The organism is Streptacidiphilus sp. MAP12-16 (assembly GCF_041262165.1).
Lineage (GTDB): Bacteria > Actinomycetota > Actinomycetes > Streptomycetales > Streptomycetaceae > Streptacidiphilus.
On record NZ_JBGCBY010000001.1, the window covers coordinates 249,915 to 267,329 of the forward strand.

General features: G+C 70.8%; 13 protein-coding genes and 1 pseudogene. 8 read left to right on the forward strand and 6 right to left on the reverse strand.

The features are described from left to right. The first annotated feature begins 175 nt into the window (after positions 1-175). Positions 176-1,204 (forward strand): rod shape-determining protein, encoded by a 1,029-nt coding sequence (locus tag ABIA33_RS01110; RefSeq protein WP_370075878.1) that lies wholly within the window; start codon positions 176-178, stop codon positions 1,202-1,204. A gap of 226 nt (positions 1,205-1,430) precedes the next feature. Further along, on the forward strand, positions 1,431-2,465 hold the full coding sequence (locus ABIA33_RS01115; protein WP_370075880.1) for a LacI family DNA-binding transcriptional regulator: 1,035 nt from the start codon (positions 1,431-1,433) through the stop codon (positions 2,463-2,465). A 69-nt stretch (positions 2,466-2,534) separates the two neighbouring features. On the opposite strand, the gene ABIA33_RS01120 is transcribed toward ABIA33_RS01115, so the two are convergent. The 6 genes from ABIA33_RS01120 to ABIA33_RS01145 form a co-directional block, all read right to left on the reverse strand. Continuing rightward, positions 2,535-3,554 (reverse strand): LacI family DNA-binding transcriptional regulator, encoded by a 1,020-nt coding sequence (locus ABIA33_RS01120; protein ID WP_370075882.1) that lies wholly within the window; start codon positions 3,552-3,554, stop codon positions 2,535-2,537. 81 nt (positions 3,555-3,635) lie between these two features. Next, positions 3,636-3,956, reverse strand: a complete 321-nt coding sequence (locus ABIA33_RS01125) for an L-rhamnose mutarotase (RefSeq protein ID WP_370075884.1) — start codon at positions 3,954-3,956, stop codon at positions 3,636-3,638. 73 nt (positions 3,957-4,029) lie between these two features. After that, entirely contained in the window at positions 4,030-5,124 is a 1,095-nt protein-coding gene (rhaS, locus tag ABIA33_RS01130; protein WP_370075886.1) for a rhamnose ABC transporter substrate-binding protein, read from the reverse strand. Between the two features lie 112 nt (positions 5,125-5,236). Further along, positions 5,237-6,271 carry an ABC transporter permease gene (locus tag ABIA33_RS01135; protein ID WP_370075888.1) on the reverse strand — a complete coding sequence of 345 codons (1,035 nt, stop codon included), beginning with the start codon at positions 6,269-6,271 and terminating at the stop codon, positions 5,237-5,239. Then, entirely contained in the window at positions 6,264-7,307 is a 1,044-nt protein-coding gene (locus ABIA33_RS01140) for an ABC transporter permease (RefSeq protein ID WP_370075890.1), read from the reverse strand. The genes ABIA33_RS01135 and ABIA33_RS01140 overlap by 8 nt, the downstream gene beginning before the upstream one ends. Then, positions 7,304-8,824, reverse strand: a complete 1,521-nt coding sequence (locus ABIA33_RS01145) for a sugar ABC transporter ATP-binding protein (RefSeq protein WP_370075892.1) — start codon at positions 8,822-8,824, stop codon at positions 7,304-7,306. The genes ABIA33_RS01140 and ABIA33_RS01145 overlap by 4 nt, the downstream gene beginning before the upstream one ends. A 486-nt stretch (positions 8,825-9,310) precedes the next feature. Here ABIA33_RS01145 and rhaI point away from each other — a divergent pair, with 486 nt between their 5' ends. The 6 genes and pseudogenes from rhaI to ABIA33_RS01175 form a co-directional block, all read left to right on the forward strand. Then, on the forward strand, positions 9,311-10,477 hold the full coding sequence (gene rhaI, locus ABIA33_RS01150) for an L-rhamnose isomerase (protein ID WP_370075894.1): 1,167 nt from the start codon (positions 9,311-9,313) through the stop codon (positions 10,475-10,477). Positions 10,478-10,660: 183 nt separating this feature from the next. Further along, positions 10,661-12,706: a bifunctional aldolase/short-chain dehydrogenase gene (locus ABIA33_RS01155; protein ID WP_370075896.1), complete on the forward strand. Its 2,046-nt coding sequence runs from the start codon at positions 10,661-10,663 to the stop codon at positions 12,704-12,706. 118 nt (positions 12,707-12,824) lie between these two features. Continuing rightward, complete coding sequence (locus ABIA33_RS01160) at positions 12,825-14,312, forward strand: rhamnulokinase family protein (RefSeq protein WP_370075898.1); 1,488 nt, start codon at positions 12,825-12,827, stop codon at positions 14,310-14,312. A 139-nt stretch (positions 14,313-14,451) separates the two neighbouring features. Further along, entirely contained in the window at positions 14,452-15,207 is a 756-nt protein-coding gene (locus ABIA33_RS01165) for a (Fe-S)-binding protein (RefSeq protein ID WP_370075900.1), read from the forward strand. Then, on the forward strand, positions 15,204-16,643 hold the full coding sequence (locus ABIA33_RS01170) for a LutB/LldF family L-lactate oxidation iron-sulfur protein (RefSeq protein ID WP_370075902.1): 1,440 nt from the start codon (positions 15,204-15,206) through the stop codon (positions 16,641-16,643). Before ABIA33_RS01165 ends, ABIA33_RS01170 begins: the two co-directional genes overlap by 4 nt. Further along, positions 16,640-17,278 (forward strand): annotated as a pseudogene (locus ABIA33_RS01175) (lactate utilization protein C); the annotation flags it as partial. The gene ABIA33_RS01170 and the pseudogene ABIA33_RS01175, both read left to right, overlap by 4 nt. Positions 17,279-17,415 lie beyond the last annotated feature (137 nt).

Genomic DNA, 17,415 nt, shown 5'->3' on the forward strand with positions numbered 1-17,415 from the left:
GGTCGCCCGGCTCGCGTTCGGCCGAACGGCCGAGCCCGGGTCCGTCCGCCGTGCGCGACCGGTCAGGGACTCCAAGGATGGGGCACGAGCGGGTGCAGAGCCGTCGGCCCACCTGCGGACCGCTGCGGGCGGCCGTCTTCACCAGCCGGACTCACAAGGGGAAGGGACCCAAGCGATGGTGCGTTATCCGACGAGTGGCGACCGCGCGGTGGCTGTCGATCTGGGTACAGCCCAGATCCGCATCTACCGAAAGGGTGACGGTGTCGTGGTGGACGAGCCCAGCGTCGTGGCGCTCGACCACCACACCAGCACGCTCTGCGGCATCGGCCTGAACGCCAAGAGCATGCTGGGACGGACCCCCGCCGCGATCACCGCGTGCCGACCGCTCGACTGCGGCATCATCATCGACTTCGAGGCCGCCCGGCTGCTGCTGCGCTACTACCTGGCCCAGGTCCGCCGCTCCCGCTACGCGATGCGCCCCATCGTGGTCACCGCCATGCCGGTGGGCCGCACCGGCATCCAGACTCGCGCGGTCGCCGAGGCGTTCCGGCAGGCCGGTGCCGGCGGCGTGCATGTCGTCGACGCGCCTTTGGCCGCCGCGGTGGGGGCCGGGATGTCGGTGCAGGGACCGGGCGGATCGATGGTGGTCGACATCGGGGCCGGGACCACGGACGCGGCCGTGCTCGCGCTGGGCACGATCGTCACGGCGCAGTCGCTGCCGGTGGCCGGGAACGCCTTCGACCAGACGCTCATCGAACACGTGCGCCAGCATCATGCCCTGCAGCTGAGCTCAGTGGCGGCCGAACAGCTGAAGATCGCCGCAGGATCGCCGGAGGCGCGCGCCGACGGCAAACACCGGATCGAGGTCCGCGGCCGCGACTGCGCCAGCGGCCTGCCCAGGACGCTGCAACTGCCCGCGGACGAGATCCATGAGGCGCTTGAGCCCCCGATGCGAACGGTGGCCCAGTCGATCCACGAGGTCCTCGGCCAGGCCCCGACCGACCTGGCCGTCGACGTCATGGAACGGGGCATCGTGCTGACCGGTGGAAGTGCCCAACTTCCAGGACTGGACGAGGAACTGGGGCGCCGCCTGGGCGTGCCCATCATCACCGCGGAGGAGCCGCAGTTCGCCACGGCACGCGGGCTGGGCGCGTGGATCGAGGGTGCGAAGGCCTCTCGGCGCCCGCTTCCGCAGCTCGCCTGAGCCGGAGGCGGCACTGTCGCTCCCCAGGTCGTAAGGTCACAGCCCGGTGCCGGGCGTCGCCACTGCCCAGGTCGGCCATAAACCGTTTCACTGAGTGCGTACTACCATCTTGATCAGCCACTGCCCGACGCATGCTCGATGAGCGCTGCCGTGACAGGCTCCAGAATGAACTGATTCACTGGACGGCAAAGGGCCCCCGGCTCGATGACCGGGTAGTTCGTTGATCATGAGGACGGGGCGCGTGGTTCGCAACGCAGGCATCAAGGACGTCGCGCAACAGGCCGGGGTCTCGGTGGGCACGGTTTCCAATGTGATCAACCGACCGGAACTCGTCTCCGAGGACACCAGGATCCGGGTTCAGGCCGCCATCGCGCGCCTCGGCTACGTCCGCAGCGAGTCCGCCCGCCAACTGCGGGCCGGGCAGAGCCGCATCGTGGCCCTGCTGGTCCTCGACATGGGCAACCCCTTCTTCGTCGACGTCGCCCTCGGCGCCGAGCGCACGGCCCGGGCCGCAGGACTCGGCGTCATGCTGTGCAACAGCGCGCAGAGCCCCGCCGAGGAGGCCGACTACCTCTCGCTGTTCGCCGAGCAGCGAGTCCGCGGCGTCCTGGTCACCCCGGCCGACAGCTCCGGACGCAACCTGGAGGCGTTCCGGCGCCACAACATTCCCTTCGTCCTCGTCGACCGGCAGGACACCTCCGCCCAGGGATGCTCGGTGTCCGTGGACGACGTCGCCGGCGGCGCTCTGGCGCTCCGGCACCTGACGGCGAGCGGACACCGCAGCATCGCCTACGTCAGCGGGCCGCCGCACCTGGCCCAGATCCGCGACCGTCGCACCGGCGCCCTCGCAGCACTCGCCGAGGCCGGACTTCCGCCGGAGAGCCTGGTCGAACTGCCCACCGAGCGCCCGGACGTGGCCGCGGGCCGCGACGCCGGCGCCCGCCTGCTGGGCCTGGCCTCCCGTCCCACCGCCGTCTTCTGCGCCAACGACCTGCTCGCCCTCGGTCTGCTCCAGGCCATGTACAGCGCCGGCATCTCCGTCCCGGGCGACCTGGCCATCGTCGGCTACGACGACATCGAGTTCGCGGCGGCAGCCGCCGTCCCGCTCACCTCGGTACGCCAACCAGCCGCCACCATGGGCACCCTGGCCGCCCAGTTGCTGCTGGAGGAGACCGGTGAGAACGCCGACCAGCACCAGCACCGCCAAGTGGTGCTCCAACCCGAGCTGGTCGTCCGCAGCTCCAGCGTCACCCGGCGCTGAGCCGCCGCTGAGCCATCGCTGAGCCGCTGCTGAGCCGTCGCTGAGTTGTGACTGAGCCGCCCGCGGACCTCAGTAGCTGGTCAGGCTGGAGCTCCGGACCACGAGTTCCGGCTGGAGTACGACCCGTTGGTGTCGGTGCTGGTCGGCGGCAGGACCGGTCTCCTCCAGCAGCAGCTGTGCGGCCATCGCGCCCATGGCGGCGGCGGGTTGGCGTACCGAGGTGAGCGGGACCGCCGCCGCGGCGGCGAACTCGATGTCGTCGTAGCCGACGATGGCCAGATCACCGGGGATGTTGACCCCTGCGGCGAACATGGTCTGGAGCAGGCCGAGGGCGAGCAGGTCGTTGGCGCAGAAGACGGCGGTGGGACGGGAGGCCAGGCCCAGCAGCCTGGATCCGGCGTCGCGGCCCGCGGCCACGTCGAGCCGGTCGACCGGGACGTCCACGAGCGCGTCCGGCGTCAGCCCGGCCTCCGCGAGCGCGGCGAGCGCCCCCGCGCGTCGGTCGCGGACCTGATGCAGGTGCTCCGGACCGCAGACGTAGGCGATGCTGCGGTGACCCGCTGCCACCAGGTGGCGCGCGGCGAGCGCGCCACCGGCGACGTCGTCCACAGAGACCGAGCACTCCCCAGCCCCGCCGCCCACCCGGTCCACCAGCACGAAAGGTATGTTGTGCCGGCGAAATCCCTCCAGGTTCCGTCCGGTCGGATCGGCCGGAGTGATGAGCACACCGCGCACCCGCTGCTCCGCGAACAGGGAGAGGTACTCGGCCTCCTCCAGCGGACTCTGCGCGCTGTTGCAGACCGTCACGCCGAGGCCGGCCGCGCGGGCGGTGCGCTCGGCCCCCCTGGTCAGCTCGACGAAGAAGGGGTTGCCCATGTCGAGGAGCAGCAGGGCAACGATGCGGCTCTGTCCGGCGCGCAGTTGGCGGGCGGACTCGCTGCGCACGTAGCCCAGGCTCTCGATCACGGCCAGCACCCGCAGCCGGGTCTCCTCGGAGACCTTGTCCGGGTGGTTGATGACGTTGGACACCGTGCCGAGCGAGACGCCCGCACGCCTGGCCACGTCCTTGATCCCGACCATGTCTGCCACGTGCTGTCCTGCCAGTTTCACGCCGCCATCCGAGGCACTGTGACCTCGGGCAGGGCTCGTCGTCGTATGGGTGAGTGACGGTCAGGCGAGATGGAAGATCTCGGCCAGCGGCACCATCGCGGCGTCCGGGGCCGCTCCGTCCAGAGCCTCGAAGAACTCCGCCATCTCCGCCTGCCAGCGTTCGTTGACCTCGGTCCGCGCCATCAGGCCGCGCGCGCGGTCGAAGTCCTCGGTCTCCAGGTATCCGACGAGCAGCCCGTCGTCGCGCAGGAAGAGCGAGTAGTCGGTCCAGCCGGCGTCGGTGAGAGCGGCGAGCAGCTCCGGCCAGACCGCGCGGTGGCGGGCTCGGTACTCCTCGAGACGGTCCTGACGGACCTTTAGCAGGAAGCAGACCCGCTGCACGGTGTTCCTCCTTGTCCGGAGGGCGCCGCCACCGGTGGCACGCGGCGGCGCCCTCCTCGGGCCTAGCAGCGACTCAGAAGTTGAACTGGTCGATGTTGGACTTGTCGAAGACGGTGGGCTGGCCGAGCAACACCACGCCCTTGTCCCCGATGGTGAAGGTGCCCAGGTCACCGGCCTTGAAGGTCTGCCCGGCGGCGCCGGTGATCTGCCCGGAGGCCAGCGCGGTGGCGGCGTAGGCGGCGAGGCTGCCGAGCTTGGCCGGGTCCCACAGCTCGAAGCCCTGGACCGTGCCGTCCTTGACGTAGGAGCGCATGTCGTTGGGCGTGCCCAGGCCGGTCAGCATGACCTGGCCCTTGTACTTGGATCCGGTCAGGTACTGGGCGGCGGCCTTGATGCCGACGGTGGTGGGGGAGATGATCCCCTTCAGGTTCGGGTACTGCTGCAGCAGGCCCTGGGTCTGCTGGAACGAGGTCTGGGCGTCGTCGTTGCCGTAGGCGATCTTGACGAGCTTCATCTTGGCGAACTTCGGCTGCTTCAGCTCGTCCTGCATGTAGCCGATCCAGGTGTTCTGGTTGGTGGCGGTCTGCGCCGCCGAGAGGATCGCGATGTCGCCGGTGTAGTTGAGCTGCTTGCCCAGCAGGTCGACCTCGCTGCGCCCCAGCGCTTCGGAGCTGGCCTGGGAGACGAACAGCTGCCGGCAGTCGGGGTTGGTGTCGGAGTCGTAGGTGACCACCTTGATGCCGTTGGACATGGCCTGCTTGAGCGCGGTGCACAGCGCGCCCGGGTCCTGCGCGGACACCGCGATGGCGGAGACCTGCTGCTGGGTGAGGGTGTTGACGTAGGAGACCTGTCCGGCGGTGTCGGTGCCGCTGCTGGTGCCGACCTCCTTGTAGTTCTCGCCGAGTGAGCTGAGGGCCGCCTTGCCGCCGTTGTCGGAGATGGTGAAGTAGGGGTTGTTGACCTGCTTGGGCAGGAACGCGACGGTCAGGCCGGTCTTGGTGGCCGCGTTGGGGGCCGCGGACGCCGACGAGCCGGCCGGGGCGCCGGTCGTGGCCTTGTCGGTACTGGTCTTGGTGGTCCCGCCGCAGGCGCTGAGGCCGAGGGCGAGTGCGGCGGTTGCGGCGAGGGCGATTCCGGTGCGGCTGGTGGAGGTGAGTCTCTGTGACATGGCGGTGGTGTTCCTCTCGCTGCTGTGGCAGCAGATGGGCAGGCTGACGCCTGAACCGGATGGGTGACGACGACGGTTTCGGGCGGGCGGACGGGACTCGCTCCCCAGGTGGTTAGGTGGCCGACGCTGCTGCTTCCGGCGCCGGGCTCTCCGGCGCGGTCTTCCCGAGCCCTATCGCTCCCCAGGTCGTTAGCTGCCGGGCTACCCGGGGGCCGAGCACGGAGGTCACCAGCAGCACTCCGGTGACCACGATCTGGGACTGGGCGGACACGTTGACCAGGCTCATCACGTTCTGGAGGGCGCCCAGCAGGAACACTCCGGCGATCGCGCCGCCGACCGTGCCCCGGCCCCCGTCGAAGTCGATCCCGCCGAGCAGGACCGCCGCGACGACGGACAGTTCGAGCCCGGTGGCGTTGTCGTAGCGGGCGCTGGCGTAGTGCAGGGCCCAGAACACGCCGGTCAGCGAGGCGACGAAGCCGGTGGCGACGAACATCGACAGTTTGAGCCGCTTGACCCGGATGCCGACGAACCGCGCGGCCTCCTGGGAGGCGCCCACGGCGAAGAGCGAGCGGCCGATCCGGGTGGCGTGCAGAACGACGACCGCGACGATCAGCAGGACCGCCCAGGGGATCGCCGCATAGGGGACGAAGGTCCCCGCGATCCGGCCGGAACCGAAGTCCAGGTACTGCTGCGGGAAGTCGGTGACCGAGTTGGCGCCGAGGACGATCTGCGCGATGCCGCGGTAGGCGGCGAGGGTGCCGATGGTCACCGCCAGCGAGGGCAGCCCGAGGCGGGTGACCAGCAGGCCGTTCACCAGTCCGCAGGCGATGCCCAGCAGCAGGCAGATCGGGATGATCGTCTCGATCGCCATGCCGCCGTTCCACAGCGCGCCCATCACGGCCCCGGAGAGGCCTGCGGTGGAGCCCACCGAGAGGTCGATCTCGCCGGAGACCACCAGCATCGTCATCGGCAGGGCGATCATCGCGATCGGCAGCGTGTTCCCGATGAGGAAGGAGAGGTTGAGGGCGTTGCCGAAGTTGCCCACGAAGGAGAACGAGCAGACCAGCAGGACCAGCAACAGCACTCCGACCACGGTGTCCCAGCGGACGGCTCCGCGCAGGCGGGCGGTGATCGCGGTGTCAGCCATGGCGGGCACTCCTTGTCTCCGCTGCCCTCTTGCGCAGGACGTTCGCCACCCGGAGGGCCACGACCCGGTCCACGGCGATGGCGAGGAGCAGCAGGATTCCGTCGATGGCCTGGACCCAGACCGAACTGACGCCGATCGAGGGCAGGACGCTGTTGATGGAGGTGAGCAGCAGCGCGCCCAGGGCCACCCCGTACACGCTGCCCGACCCGCCGGTGAAGGCGACGCCGCCGACCACCACAGCGCTGACGACCGTGAGCTCGAAGCCGCTGCCGGTACCGGAGTCGACGTTGCCGAAGCGGGCCAGGTACAGCGCGCCGGCCAGACCGGCCAGCGCGCCGCAGGCGACATAGGCGGTGAGGATGCGCTTTCGGACCGCGACGCCGGCCAGCCGCGCGGCCTCGGGGCTGGACCCCAGGGCGTAGAACTCCCGGCCGCTGCGGTAGCTGCGCAGGTAGTAGGCGACGGCGACGAGCACCAGCGCCGCCAGGACCGCGAGGTACGGGACGAACGCCAGGCCGTCATGGCCGAACGAGGTGAACCCGGAGGGCAGATCGCCGGCGGTGATCTCGCGGGAGCCGACCCAGATCGAGTCGACGCCGCGGATGATGTAGAGCGTGCCCAGGGTCACCACCAGCGCGGGGACCTGACCGATGCTCACCAGAAGCCCGTTCAGCGCCCCGAAGGCGGCACCCAGCACGACGGCGATCAGGGCCGCGACGACGGGGTTGCCGCCGGACTCGAGGAACGAGCCGGCCGCGAAGGCCGAGACCCCCAGCACCGAGCCGACCGAGAGGTCGACGTTGCGTGTGATCACCACTATCGCCTCGCCGACCGCGACCAGGACCAGGATGGTCGCGTTCAGTAGAAGGTCCTTGACGCCCTGCTCGGACAGGAAGGCGCTGTTGTCGATCTGGGTGGCCGTCAGCATCAGTACGAGGACCGCCAGGATGGCGAGCTCGCGCATCTTCAGCACGCGGTCCACCAGCGCCCGCGGGGCGGGGGCCGAGAGCTGAACGGGTTCCAGCGTCGTCGTCATGCCGCCCTCCTGGTCACGCCGGTGGCGGCCGCCATCACCGACTGCTCGGTGGCTTCGGCCCTGGGGATCTCGGCGGCGATCCGGCCTTCGTGCATGACCAGCACCCGGTCGGCCATGCCGAGGATCTCGGGCAGGTCCGACGAGATCATCAACACCGCGACGCCTTCTGCGGCCAACTGGGACAGGAGCCGGTGCACCTCGGCTTTGGTGCCGACGTCGATGCCGCGGGTCGGCTCGTCCACGATCAGCACGCTGGGGGCGGTCGCCAGCCACTTGGCCAGCACCACCTTCTGCTGGTTCCCACCGGACAACGTGCCCACGACGTCGGCCAGCCGGGCGTACTTGACCTGGAGTCTCACCGCCCAGTCCACGGCCCTGCTGCGCTCGGCGGCACGGTTCATCAGCCCGGCCCGGGAGGTCGCGCGCAGCCCGGTCAGCCCGATGTTTCGCTCGATCGACATCTCCATCACCAGGCCCTGAGCCCTGCGGTCCTCCGGGACCAGCGCGAGCCCCGCGGCCATGGCCAGGCTCGGCGCGCCCGGCCTGAGTGCCCGGCCGTCGACCGACACCTCGCCGCCGTCCCAGCGGTCCACACCGAACACGGCCCGGGCCACCTCGCTGCGCCCCGCACCCACCAGCCCGGCCAGGCCGACGATCTCGCCCCGGCGCACCTCGAACGACACGTCGGTGAAGACGCCCTCCCTGGTCAGCCGGCGCACGCTGAGCGCGACCTCGCCGATCTCGGTGGCCTGCTTCGGGTAGAGCTCGTCCAGGTCGCGGCCGACCATGCGGCGGATCAGGTCGTCCTCGCTCAGGCCTTCGACCGGCTCGCTGGCGATCCACGCGCCGTCCCGCAGGGTGGTGACCCGCTGGCAGAGCGCGAAGACCTCCTCCAGGCGGTGCGAGATGAACAGGACGGCCGCACCCTGCTCGCGCAGGGTCCGCACCACGCCGAACAGACGGCCCACCTCGCTGCCGGTCAACGCGGCGGTGGGTTCGTCCATGATGAGGACGCGGGCGTCGAACGACAGTGCCTTGGCGATCTCGACGAGCTGCTGGTCGGCGATGGAGAGCCCGCGCGCCGGCTGGTCGGGGTCCAGGTCCACGCCGAGCCGCCGGAAGAGGTCGGCGGTCGCGGTCCTGACGGCGCGGTGGTCCACCCGGCCCAGCGAGCGGCGGGGCTGGCGACCCATGAAGATGTTCTCGGCCACGGAGAGGTCGGGGAAGAGAGTCGGCTCCTGGTAGATGACGGCCACACCGGCGTCGCGGGCCTCGGCCGGGCCGTGGAAGACGACGGGGGCGCCGTCCAGCAGGACCGTGCCCTCGTCCGGCCGGTGCACCCCGGCCAGGGTCTTGATCAGCGTGGACTTGCCCGCACCGTTCTCACCTGCCAGGGCGTGCGCCTCGCCCGCATGCAGCTCCAGCGACACGTCGCGCAGGGCACGCACGGCGCCGAAGGACTTGCTCACCCCCTTGAGCGCGAGGACCGGAACCAGGTCCGGGTCGGGGAGGGTCATGGGGAGTCTCCTGGGTCTCCAGGCCGGGGGGCCTAGGGGTGAAATGTTTCAACGGAGTTGCCGTGAAGTTAGCCGTGGCCCTCGGGAGCGTCAAGGGATGCCCGTCGGTCCGTGCGAGGGCGTGATCGGCCGGGGTATCGGCGGGCATACCCGGGCGGGCGCTCCGAGCTGCGCAAATGCCGCAACGGCTGACTCCATGGGCGTTTGACACGATTCAGTAACGTCGCCTGCGGACGGTGCCTGGAGCCGGGCCTGGTCGCCTGGTTCCCGGGCTCCGGCTGAGTGGATGGGCCCCGCCTGTACGGCCCTGGGGTTGAAACGTCATCAAAGTGTGGCCGGCGGTGCGGCGGTCCGGAGTGCCGACCGCCTACGGGGGTGAGCCCTTGACGAGGTGCCGAGCGGTCGATAGCTTCGGACCACTGAAACGATTCACGATGTTCGATCGGCTCGCGATGGGCCGTACTGAGCGCTTACCAAGAGGTGACCATGACTGACGTGTCGGCCGTGAAGGCGGCGCTCAAGTCCCAGCGGATCGAGACTCCGTCCTGGGGCTACGGGAACTCCGGCACCAGGTTCAAGGTCTTCGCGCAGCCCGGCGTGCCTCGCGATCCGTTCGAGAAGCTGGCGGACGCGGCGCAGGTACACGCCGCGACGGGGGTGGCTCCGGTGGTCTCGCTGCACATTCCCTGGGACCGGGTCGAGGACTACGGCAAGCTCGCCGAGCATGCCGGGGGGCTCGGACTGCGACTGGGCGCGATCAACTCCAATGTCTTCCAGGACGACGACTACAAGCTGGGCTCGGTGACCAACCCGGACCCGAAGGTGCGCCGCAAGGCGATCGACCACCTGCTGGACTGCGTCGACATCATGGACGCGACCGGTTCACGCGACCTGAAGCTGTGGTTCTCCGACGGGACCAACTACCCGGGCCAGGACGATGTCGTGGCACGTCAGGACCGTCTGTCCGAGGCACTCTCCGAGGTGTACGCACGGCTGGGGACAGGGCAGCGGATGCTGCTGGAGTACAAGCTGTTCGAGCCGGCCTTCTACACGATGGACGTTCCGGACTGGGGCACCGCCTACGCGCACTGCGTGAAGCTGGGGGAGCGGGCGCAGGTCGTGGTGGACACCGGGCATCACGCGCCGGGCACCAACATCGAGTTCATCGTCGCCTTCCTGCTGCGCGAGCGGAAGCTGGGCGGCTTCGACTTCAACTCCCGCTTCTACGCGGACGACGATCTGATGGTGGGCTCGGCCGACCCGTTCCAGCTGTTCCGGATCCTGCACGAGGTCGCCAAGAACGGCGGCTTCGACGAGGCGACCGGGGTCGCGTTCATGCTGGACCAGTGCCACAACATCGAGGCGAAGATCCCCGCGATCATCCGCTCGGTGATGAACGTCCAGGAGGCCACCGCCAAGGCTCTGCTGGTCGACCGTGCCGCGCTCAGCGCCGCGCAGCGGACCGGGAACGTGCTGGACGCGAACGCGGTGCTGATGGACGCCTACAACACCGACGTCCGCCCGCTGCTGGCCGAGGTCCGCGCGGAGCAGGGCCTGAACCCCGATCCGATCGCCGCCTACCGGGCCACCGGCTGGGCCGAGCGCATCGTCGCCGAGCGGGTCGGCGGGGAGCAGGCCGGCTGGGGGGCGTAGTCCGCGCGCCTCGACCCGACCGCGGGCCGTACCGCAGCGCCCGTCGAGGCGTCGGCGCGGCCCGCAGCGCCACTGCCTCGCCGTTGCCTCTCTGGTGCCCCTCCCTGCCACCCCCTGCCACTTCGCTTGCCTCTCCCTTCCACCTCCCTCCCCTGCCCGGGACCACCGAAGGATCTGCTCACCATGACTGCCACCCCGCACCCCGAGGTCGACGCGCTGCTGGCCCGTTCGAACCGGCTGGGCGCCGACCCGCGCAACACCAACTACGCCGGCGGCAACACCTCCGCCAAGGGCACCGGCACCGACCCGGCCACCGGCCAACCAGTGGACCTGGTCTGGGTCAAGGGCTCCGGCGGCGACCTGGGGACCCTGACCGAGTCGGGCCTGGCCGCCCTGCGCCTGGACCGGCTGCGCGCCCTGGCCGGTGTCTATCCGGCGGTGGAGCACGAGGACGAGATGGTGGCCGCCTTCGACTACTGCCTGCACGGGCGCGGCGGCGCGGCCCCGTCCATCGACACCGCCATGCACGGTCTGGTCGACGCCGCCCATGTGGACCACCTGCATCCGGACTCCGGCATCGCGCTGGCCACCGCCGCCGACGGGGAGAAGCTGACAGCCCAGTGCTTCGGCGACACCGTGGCCTGGGTTCCGTGGCGCCGTCCCGGATTTCAGCTCGGCCTGGACATCGCCGCGATCAAGGCGGCCAACCCGCAGGCCGTCGGCTGCGTCCTGGGTGGCCACGGCATCACCGCCTGGGGTCTGACCAGCGAGGAGGCCGAGGCCAACTCGCTGTACATCATCCGCACCGCCGAGGAGTTCCTGGCGGCCCAGGGCACGGCCGAGCCCTTCGGCCCGGTACTCACCGGCTGCGAGCCGCTGCCGGAGGACGCCCGCCGCGAGCGTGCGGCGATCCTGGCTCCGCTCATCCGTGGCCTGGCTTCTAGCGATCATCCCGTGGTGGGCCACTACTCTGACGCCGCGCCGGTGCTGGACTTCCTCTCCCGCGCGGAGCACCCGCGCCTGGCGGCACTGGGCACCTCGTGCCCGGACCACTTCCTGCGCACCAAGGTTCGCCCGCTGGTCCTGGACCTGCCGGCCGGCGTGCCCCTCGGCGAGGTGACGGAGCGTCTGAAGACGCTGCACGCCGAGTACCGGGTCGAGTACCAGGCCTACTACGACCGCCACGCCACCGCCGACTCCCCGGCCATCCGCGGAGCGGACCCGGCCATCGTGCTGGTCCCCGGCGTGGGCATGTTCTCCTTCGGAAAGGACAAGCAGACCGCCCGCGTCGCCGGAGAGTTCTACCTCAACGCGGTCAACGTGATGCGCGGCGCGGAGTCGGTCTCGTCGTACGCGCCGATCGAGGAGTCGGAGAAGTTCCGGATCGAGTACTGGGCGCTGGAGGAGGCCAAGCTGCAGCGGATGCCCAAGCCCAAGCCGCTGGCGTCCCGGGTCGCCCTGGTGACCGGTGCGGGATCGGGGATCGGCAAGGCCATCGCGCACCGGCTGGCCGCCGAGGGCGCCTGCGTGGTCGTCGCCGACCTCAACGCCGAGAACGCCATCGCCGTCGCGGAGGAGCTGGGCGGCCCGGACCGTGCCGTGGCCGTCACGGTCGACGTCACCTCCGAAGAGCAGATCACCCGGTCGTTCGCCTCGGCCGCGCTCGCCTTCGGCGGAGTGGACCTCGTCGTCAACAACGCGGGCATCTCCATCTCCAAGCCGCTGCTGGAGACCACCGCCCGCGACTGGGACCTGCAGCACGACATCATGGCGCGCGGCTCCTTCCTGGTCTCCCGAGAAGCCGCCCGCATCATGATCGAGCAGCGCCTGGGCGGCGACATCGTCTACATCGCGTCCAAGAACGCCGTCTTCGCCGGCCCCAACAACATCGCCTACTCCGCCACCAAGGCCGACCAGGCCCACCAGGTCCGGCTGCTGGCCGCGGAGCTGGGCGAGCACGGCATCCGCGTCAACGGGATCAACCCCGACGGCGTCGTGCGCGGTTCGGGAATCTTCGCCGCGGGTTGGGGCGCACAGCGCGCCGCGACCTACGGCATCGAGGAGTCCGAGCTCGGCGAGTTCTACGCCCAGCGCACCCTGCTCAAGCGCGAGGTTCTGCCCGAGCACGTGGCCAACGCGGTGTTCGCCCTCACCGGCGGTGACCTCACCCACACCACCGGCCTGCACATCCCCGTCGACGCCGGCGTCGCCGCGGCATTCCTGCGCTGACCCGCGCCCTCCTCACAGCCCGACGCTGCTCGACCGCTCGACCGCTCGACCGCTCGACCGCTCGACCGCTCGACCGCTCGACGCTGCTCGACGACCGTGCTCGACGAAGGTGAACTCCGTGCCCGCTCCAGCCCGCTCCTCCGCCTTCCCGACCGCCTTCGCCGCCGCGGACCTCGGCGCCACCAGCGGCCGGGTCATCGTCGGCCGGGTCGGCCCAGGCAACCTGGACCTGACGGAGAGCCACCGCTTCGCCAACACCCCCGTCCAGCTCCCCGGCGGCCTGTACTGGGACGTCCTGAGCCTGTACCAGGGCGTCCTGGACGGGCTCCGCGAGGCCGCCCGCAGCACGGACCTCGCGTCCATCGGCATCGACAGCTGGGCCGTGGACTACGGCCTGCTCGACGCCTCCGGTGCGATGCTGGGCAACCCCCACCACTACCGCGATCCGCGCACCGAGGCGGTGATCGAGCAGGTGTGGGCCAACGTCGGCGCCACCGAGCTCTACCGCATCACCGGCCTGCAGCACCTGCCCTTCAACACCGTCTACCAGCTCGCCGCCGCTGCCGGCACCCCGCAACTCGCCGCCGCCCGCACGCTGTTGCTCATCCCGGACCTGCTCACCCACTGGCTCACCGGGAGCATCGGGGCCGAGGCCACCAACGCCTCCACCACCGGCCTGTACGACGCGCGCACGGGCACCTGGTCCAAGCCCGTCGCGAGCGGAATCGGCCTCGACCCGCAGCTGCTGCCACCCCTGCGCCGCCCCGGCGACCCGGCGGGGACGCTGCTGCCCGAGGTGGCCGCCTACACCGGGCTGTCCGAGGCGACGCCGGTCACCGCAGTCGCATCGCACGACACCGCGTCCGCGATCGTCGCGGTCCCGGCCACTGGCACCGACTTCGCCTACATCTCCTGTGGCACCTGGTCCCTGGCCGGGCTCGAACTCGACGCCCCCGTGCTGACCGAGGACTCACGTGCGGCGAACTTCACCAACGAGCTCGGCATCGACGACACGGTGCGCTACCTGCGCAACATCATGGGACTGTGGCTGCTGAGCGAGAGCCAGCGCACCTGGGCGTCCAGGGGTCTGCCCGCGCACCTCCCGGAACTGCTCGCCCAGGCCGCCCAGGCGAGGCCCTTCGCCGCCCTGGTCAACCCGGACGCACCGGAGTTCCTCGCCCCCGGCGACATGCCGGCCCGCCTCGCGGCGTACTGCGCACGCACGGGACAGACGCTCCCGGACTCCCAGGGGGCGGTCGTGCGCTGCATCCTGGAGAGCCTGGCGCTCGCCCACCGCCACGCCCTGACCCAGGCAGCCCAACTGGCCGGACGTGACGTCACGGTGGTCCACCTGGTCGGCGGCGGCAGCCGCAATGACCTGCTGTGCCAGCTCACCGCGGACGCCAGCGGCCTGCCCGTGATCGCCGGGCCCACCGAGGCCACCGCACTCGGCAACATCCTGGTCCAGGCCCGGGCCCACGGACTGGTTCAGGACCGCGCCGCGATGCGCCGCCTGGTCGCCGAGACGCAGCACCTGCGCCACTACACCCCGCGGGGCGACGAGAGGGCCTGGGCCGCAGCCGCGGCCCGGGTCGGCCTCGCGTGATCCCCGGCCCGAACCGGGACTTCCCGCGCCCGAACCGGGACCTCCCGCGCCCGAACCGTGAACCTCCCCGCCCGAACCGGGACCTCCCCCGCGCGAAGCGCCATCTCCCCCGCCCGAACCGGAACCCCAAGGAGTCGTGATGCGCGTCGCGCTCTTCGCCACCTGCGTCAACGACGCTGTCTTTCCCGCAACGGCGGTGGCCACCGTCAAGCTGCTGGAGCGTCTCGGCGTGGACGTCGACTTTCCGACGGCCCAGACGTGCTGCGGACAGCCCCAGTTCAACACCGGCTACCGCCGCGAGACCGAGCCACTGGTGCGCCGGATGGGTCGGGCGTTCGAGGGCTACGACTACGTCGTCTCCCCGTCCGGCTCCTGCGTGGCCATGGTTCGCGACAACTATCCGCGGATCGGAGCGCGGGCTGCAGGGGAGGGCAGGGGCTCGGAACTCTCCGACATCAGCGAGTCCCTCGCGCCGCGCACCTACGAGCTCACCGAGTTCCTGGTCGACGTGCTCGGGGTGACCGACGTGGGCGCGTACTTCCCGCACGCCGTCACCTACCATCCGTCCTGCCACGGCCTGCGGATGCTGGGCCTGGCGGAGCGGCCACGGCGGCTGCTGGAGGCGGTCAAGGGCCTGGAGCTGGTCGAGCTGCCCGGCGCGGAGGAATGCTGCGGCTTCGGCGGCACCTTCGCCGTCAAGAACCCGGACGTGTCCGCCGCGATGGGCACCGACAAGGTCCGCAACGCCGCAACGACGGGTGCGGAGGTGCTGTGCGGGGCGGACAACTCCTGCCTGATGCACCTGAGCGGGATCCTGCACCGCCAGGACATCCCGCTCCGCGCCGTGCACATCGCCGAGATCCTGGCCGGAACGGAAGCGGAGGTCCTCGCGTGAGTGGCACCTACCTGGGGATGCCTTCCTTCCCGGAGGCGGCGAGAAGCTCGACCAAGGACGTCCAGCTGCGGGCCAACCTCACCCATGCCACCCGCACCATCCGGGACAAGCGCGCCAAGGCCGTCGCCGAACTCGACGACTGGGCGCAGCTGCGCCAGGCGGGCAAGGAGATCAAGGACCGGACGCTGCGTCACCTCGACCACTACCTGTTCCAGGTCGAGCAGGCCGTCACCGCCGCCGGCGGCATCGTCCACTGGGCGGAGGACGCGGCCGAGGCCAACGCCATCGTCGCCGACCTGGTCAAAGCGAAGGGCGAGACCGCCGTGGTCAAGGTCAAGTCCATGGCCACCCAGGAGATCGGCCTCAACGAGGCCCTCGCCGCCGAGGGCATCACCGCCTACGAGACCGATCTGGCCGAGCTGATCGTCCAGCTCGGCGACGATCTGCCCTCGCACATCCTGGTCCCCGCCATCCACAAGAACCGCGAGCAGATCCGCGACATCTTCGCCGACGCCATGGGCCGCTGGGGCAGGCCCGCCCCCGGCAACCTGACCGACAACCCTGCTGACCTCGCCGAGGCCGCCCGCCTGCACCTGCGCGAGAAGTTCCTGCGTGCCAAGGTCGCCGTCTCCGGCGCGAACTTCGTCGTTGCCGAGACCGGCACCCTGGTCGTGGTCGAGTCCGAGGGCAACGGCCGGATGTGCCTGACCCTGCCTGAGACGCTGATCTCCGTCGTCGGCATCGAGAAGGTCATCCCCACCTGGCGGGACCTCGAAGTCTTCCTGCAACTGCTGCCCCGCTCCTCCACGGCGGAGCGGATGAACCCCTACACCTCCACCTGGACCGGCACCACCGAGGGCGACGGGCCGTCCGAGTTCCACCTGGTCCTGCTCGACAACGGCCGCACCGCGACCCTCGCGGACGAGGTCGGCCGCCAGGCCCTGCGCTGCATCCGCTGCTCCGCCTGCCTGAACGTCTGCCCGGTCTACGAGCGCGCGGGCGGCCACGCCTACGGTTCGCCCTATCCCGGACCCATCGGCGCGATCCTCACCCCGCAGCTGCGCGGGATCCAGAGCGAGGTCGACGCCTCCCTGCCCTACGCCTCCTCGCTGTGCGGAGCCTGCTATGAGGTCTGCCCGGTCGCCATCGACATCCCCGAAGTCCTGGTCCACCTGCGCGAACAGGTCGCCGAGCAGGGCGGCAGGGGCCACCGCCTGGAAAAGCTCGCGATCAAGGGTGCCGGCTGGATCCTGGACCACCCTGCCGTGCTCGCGGCCGGCGAACGCGCTGCGTCCCGAACCCGCAAGCTGCACCCCAAGCGGCTACCCGGGCCGGGTATCGGCCCCTGGACCGAGAGCCGTGACCTGCCCGACCTGCCCGCCGAGCCGTTCCGCGACTGGTGGAAGAAGCACCGCAACCCCAAGGACGGCAGATGAACTCCCGCCACCGGATCCTCGCCCGCGTCCGCACCGCCCTCGCCGACGTCCCCGCGGACGAGACATTCGACACCGCCGGTTGCGAACGCACCTACCTGACAGCACACCTGCCTGACGACCCGTCGGCGTTGCTCGACCTGCTCCACGTCAACCTGGTGGACTACCGGGCCCGGGTCCACCGCACCACGGCGGCGAACCTGGCCGCCACCATCGCCACCCTGCTCGCCGCCCGTGGCACTCGCACGGTCGCACTGCCCGTGGGACTGGACGGCGGCTGGCTCACGGGCGTCACTGCGACCCTGCTGCCCGACGACGGCACGCTGACGGCAGCCCGCCTGGACACCGTCGACAGCGTGATCACCGGCTGCGCCCTGGCCATCGCCGAGACCGGCACCATCGTCCTGGACGGCGGCCCCGGACAGGGCCGCCGCGCACTCACCCTCGTCCCGGACCACCACCTCTGCGTCGTCCGCGCGCCCGACCAGATCGTCGCGTCGGTCCCGCAGGCGCTCCCCCGACTCGACCCGCTCCGCCCGCAGACCTGGATCTCCGGACCCTCGGCCACCAGCGACATCGAACTCGCCCGCGTCGAGGGCGTCCACGGCCCACGCACCCTCGACGTCATCCTCATGTCGCCCGAAGGCCGGTCCGGCCGCAGCAAGATCGCCGAAACCTGTACGCAGGCAGCACCCCGGACCGGGTACGCTAGCCCTCGACCGCTCCCGCAGTGGTCACCGGGGCCGAGCGGGTCTGGTGAGGTCCGATGATCACA

Bases quoted from the DNA above. Each gene is read 5' to 3' on its own strand.
- rhaS (WP_370075886.1), bottom strand. From the start codon at position 5,124: ATGTCACAGAGACTCACCTCCACCAGCCGCACCGGAATCGCCCTCGCC.
- rhaI (WP_370075894.1), top strand. From the start codon at position 9,311: ATGACTGACGTGTCGGCCGTGAAGGCGGCGCTCAAGTCCCAGCGGATC.
- ABIA33_RS01145 (WP_370075892.1), bottom strand. From the start codon at position 8,824: ATGACCCTCCCCGACCCGGACCTGGTTCCGGTCCTCGCGCTCAAGGGG.
- ABIA33_RS01140 (WP_370075890.1), bottom strand. From the start codon at position 7,307: ATGACGACGACGCTGGAACCCGTTCAGCTCTCGGCCCCCGCCCCGCGG.
- ABIA33_RS01115 (WP_370075880.1), top strand. From the start codon at position 1,431: ATGAGGACGGGGCGCGTGGTTCGCAACGCAGGCATCAAGGACGTCGCG.
- ABIA33_RS01135 (WP_370075888.1), bottom strand. From the start codon at position 6,271: ATGGCTGACACCGCGATCACCGCCCGCCTGCGCGGAGCCGTCCGCTGG.
- ABIA33_RS01110 (WP_370075878.1), top strand. From the start codon at position 176: ATGGTGCGTTATCCGACGAGTGGCGACCGCGCGGTGGCTGTCGATCTG.
- ABIA33_RS01165 (WP_370075900.1), top strand. From the start codon at position 14,452: ATGCGCGTCGCGCTCTTCGCCACCTGCGTCAACGACGCTGTCTTTCCC.
- ABIA33_RS01155 (WP_370075896.1), top strand. From the start codon at position 10,661: ATGACTGCCACCCCGCACCCCGAGGTCGACGCGCTGCTGGCCCGTTCG.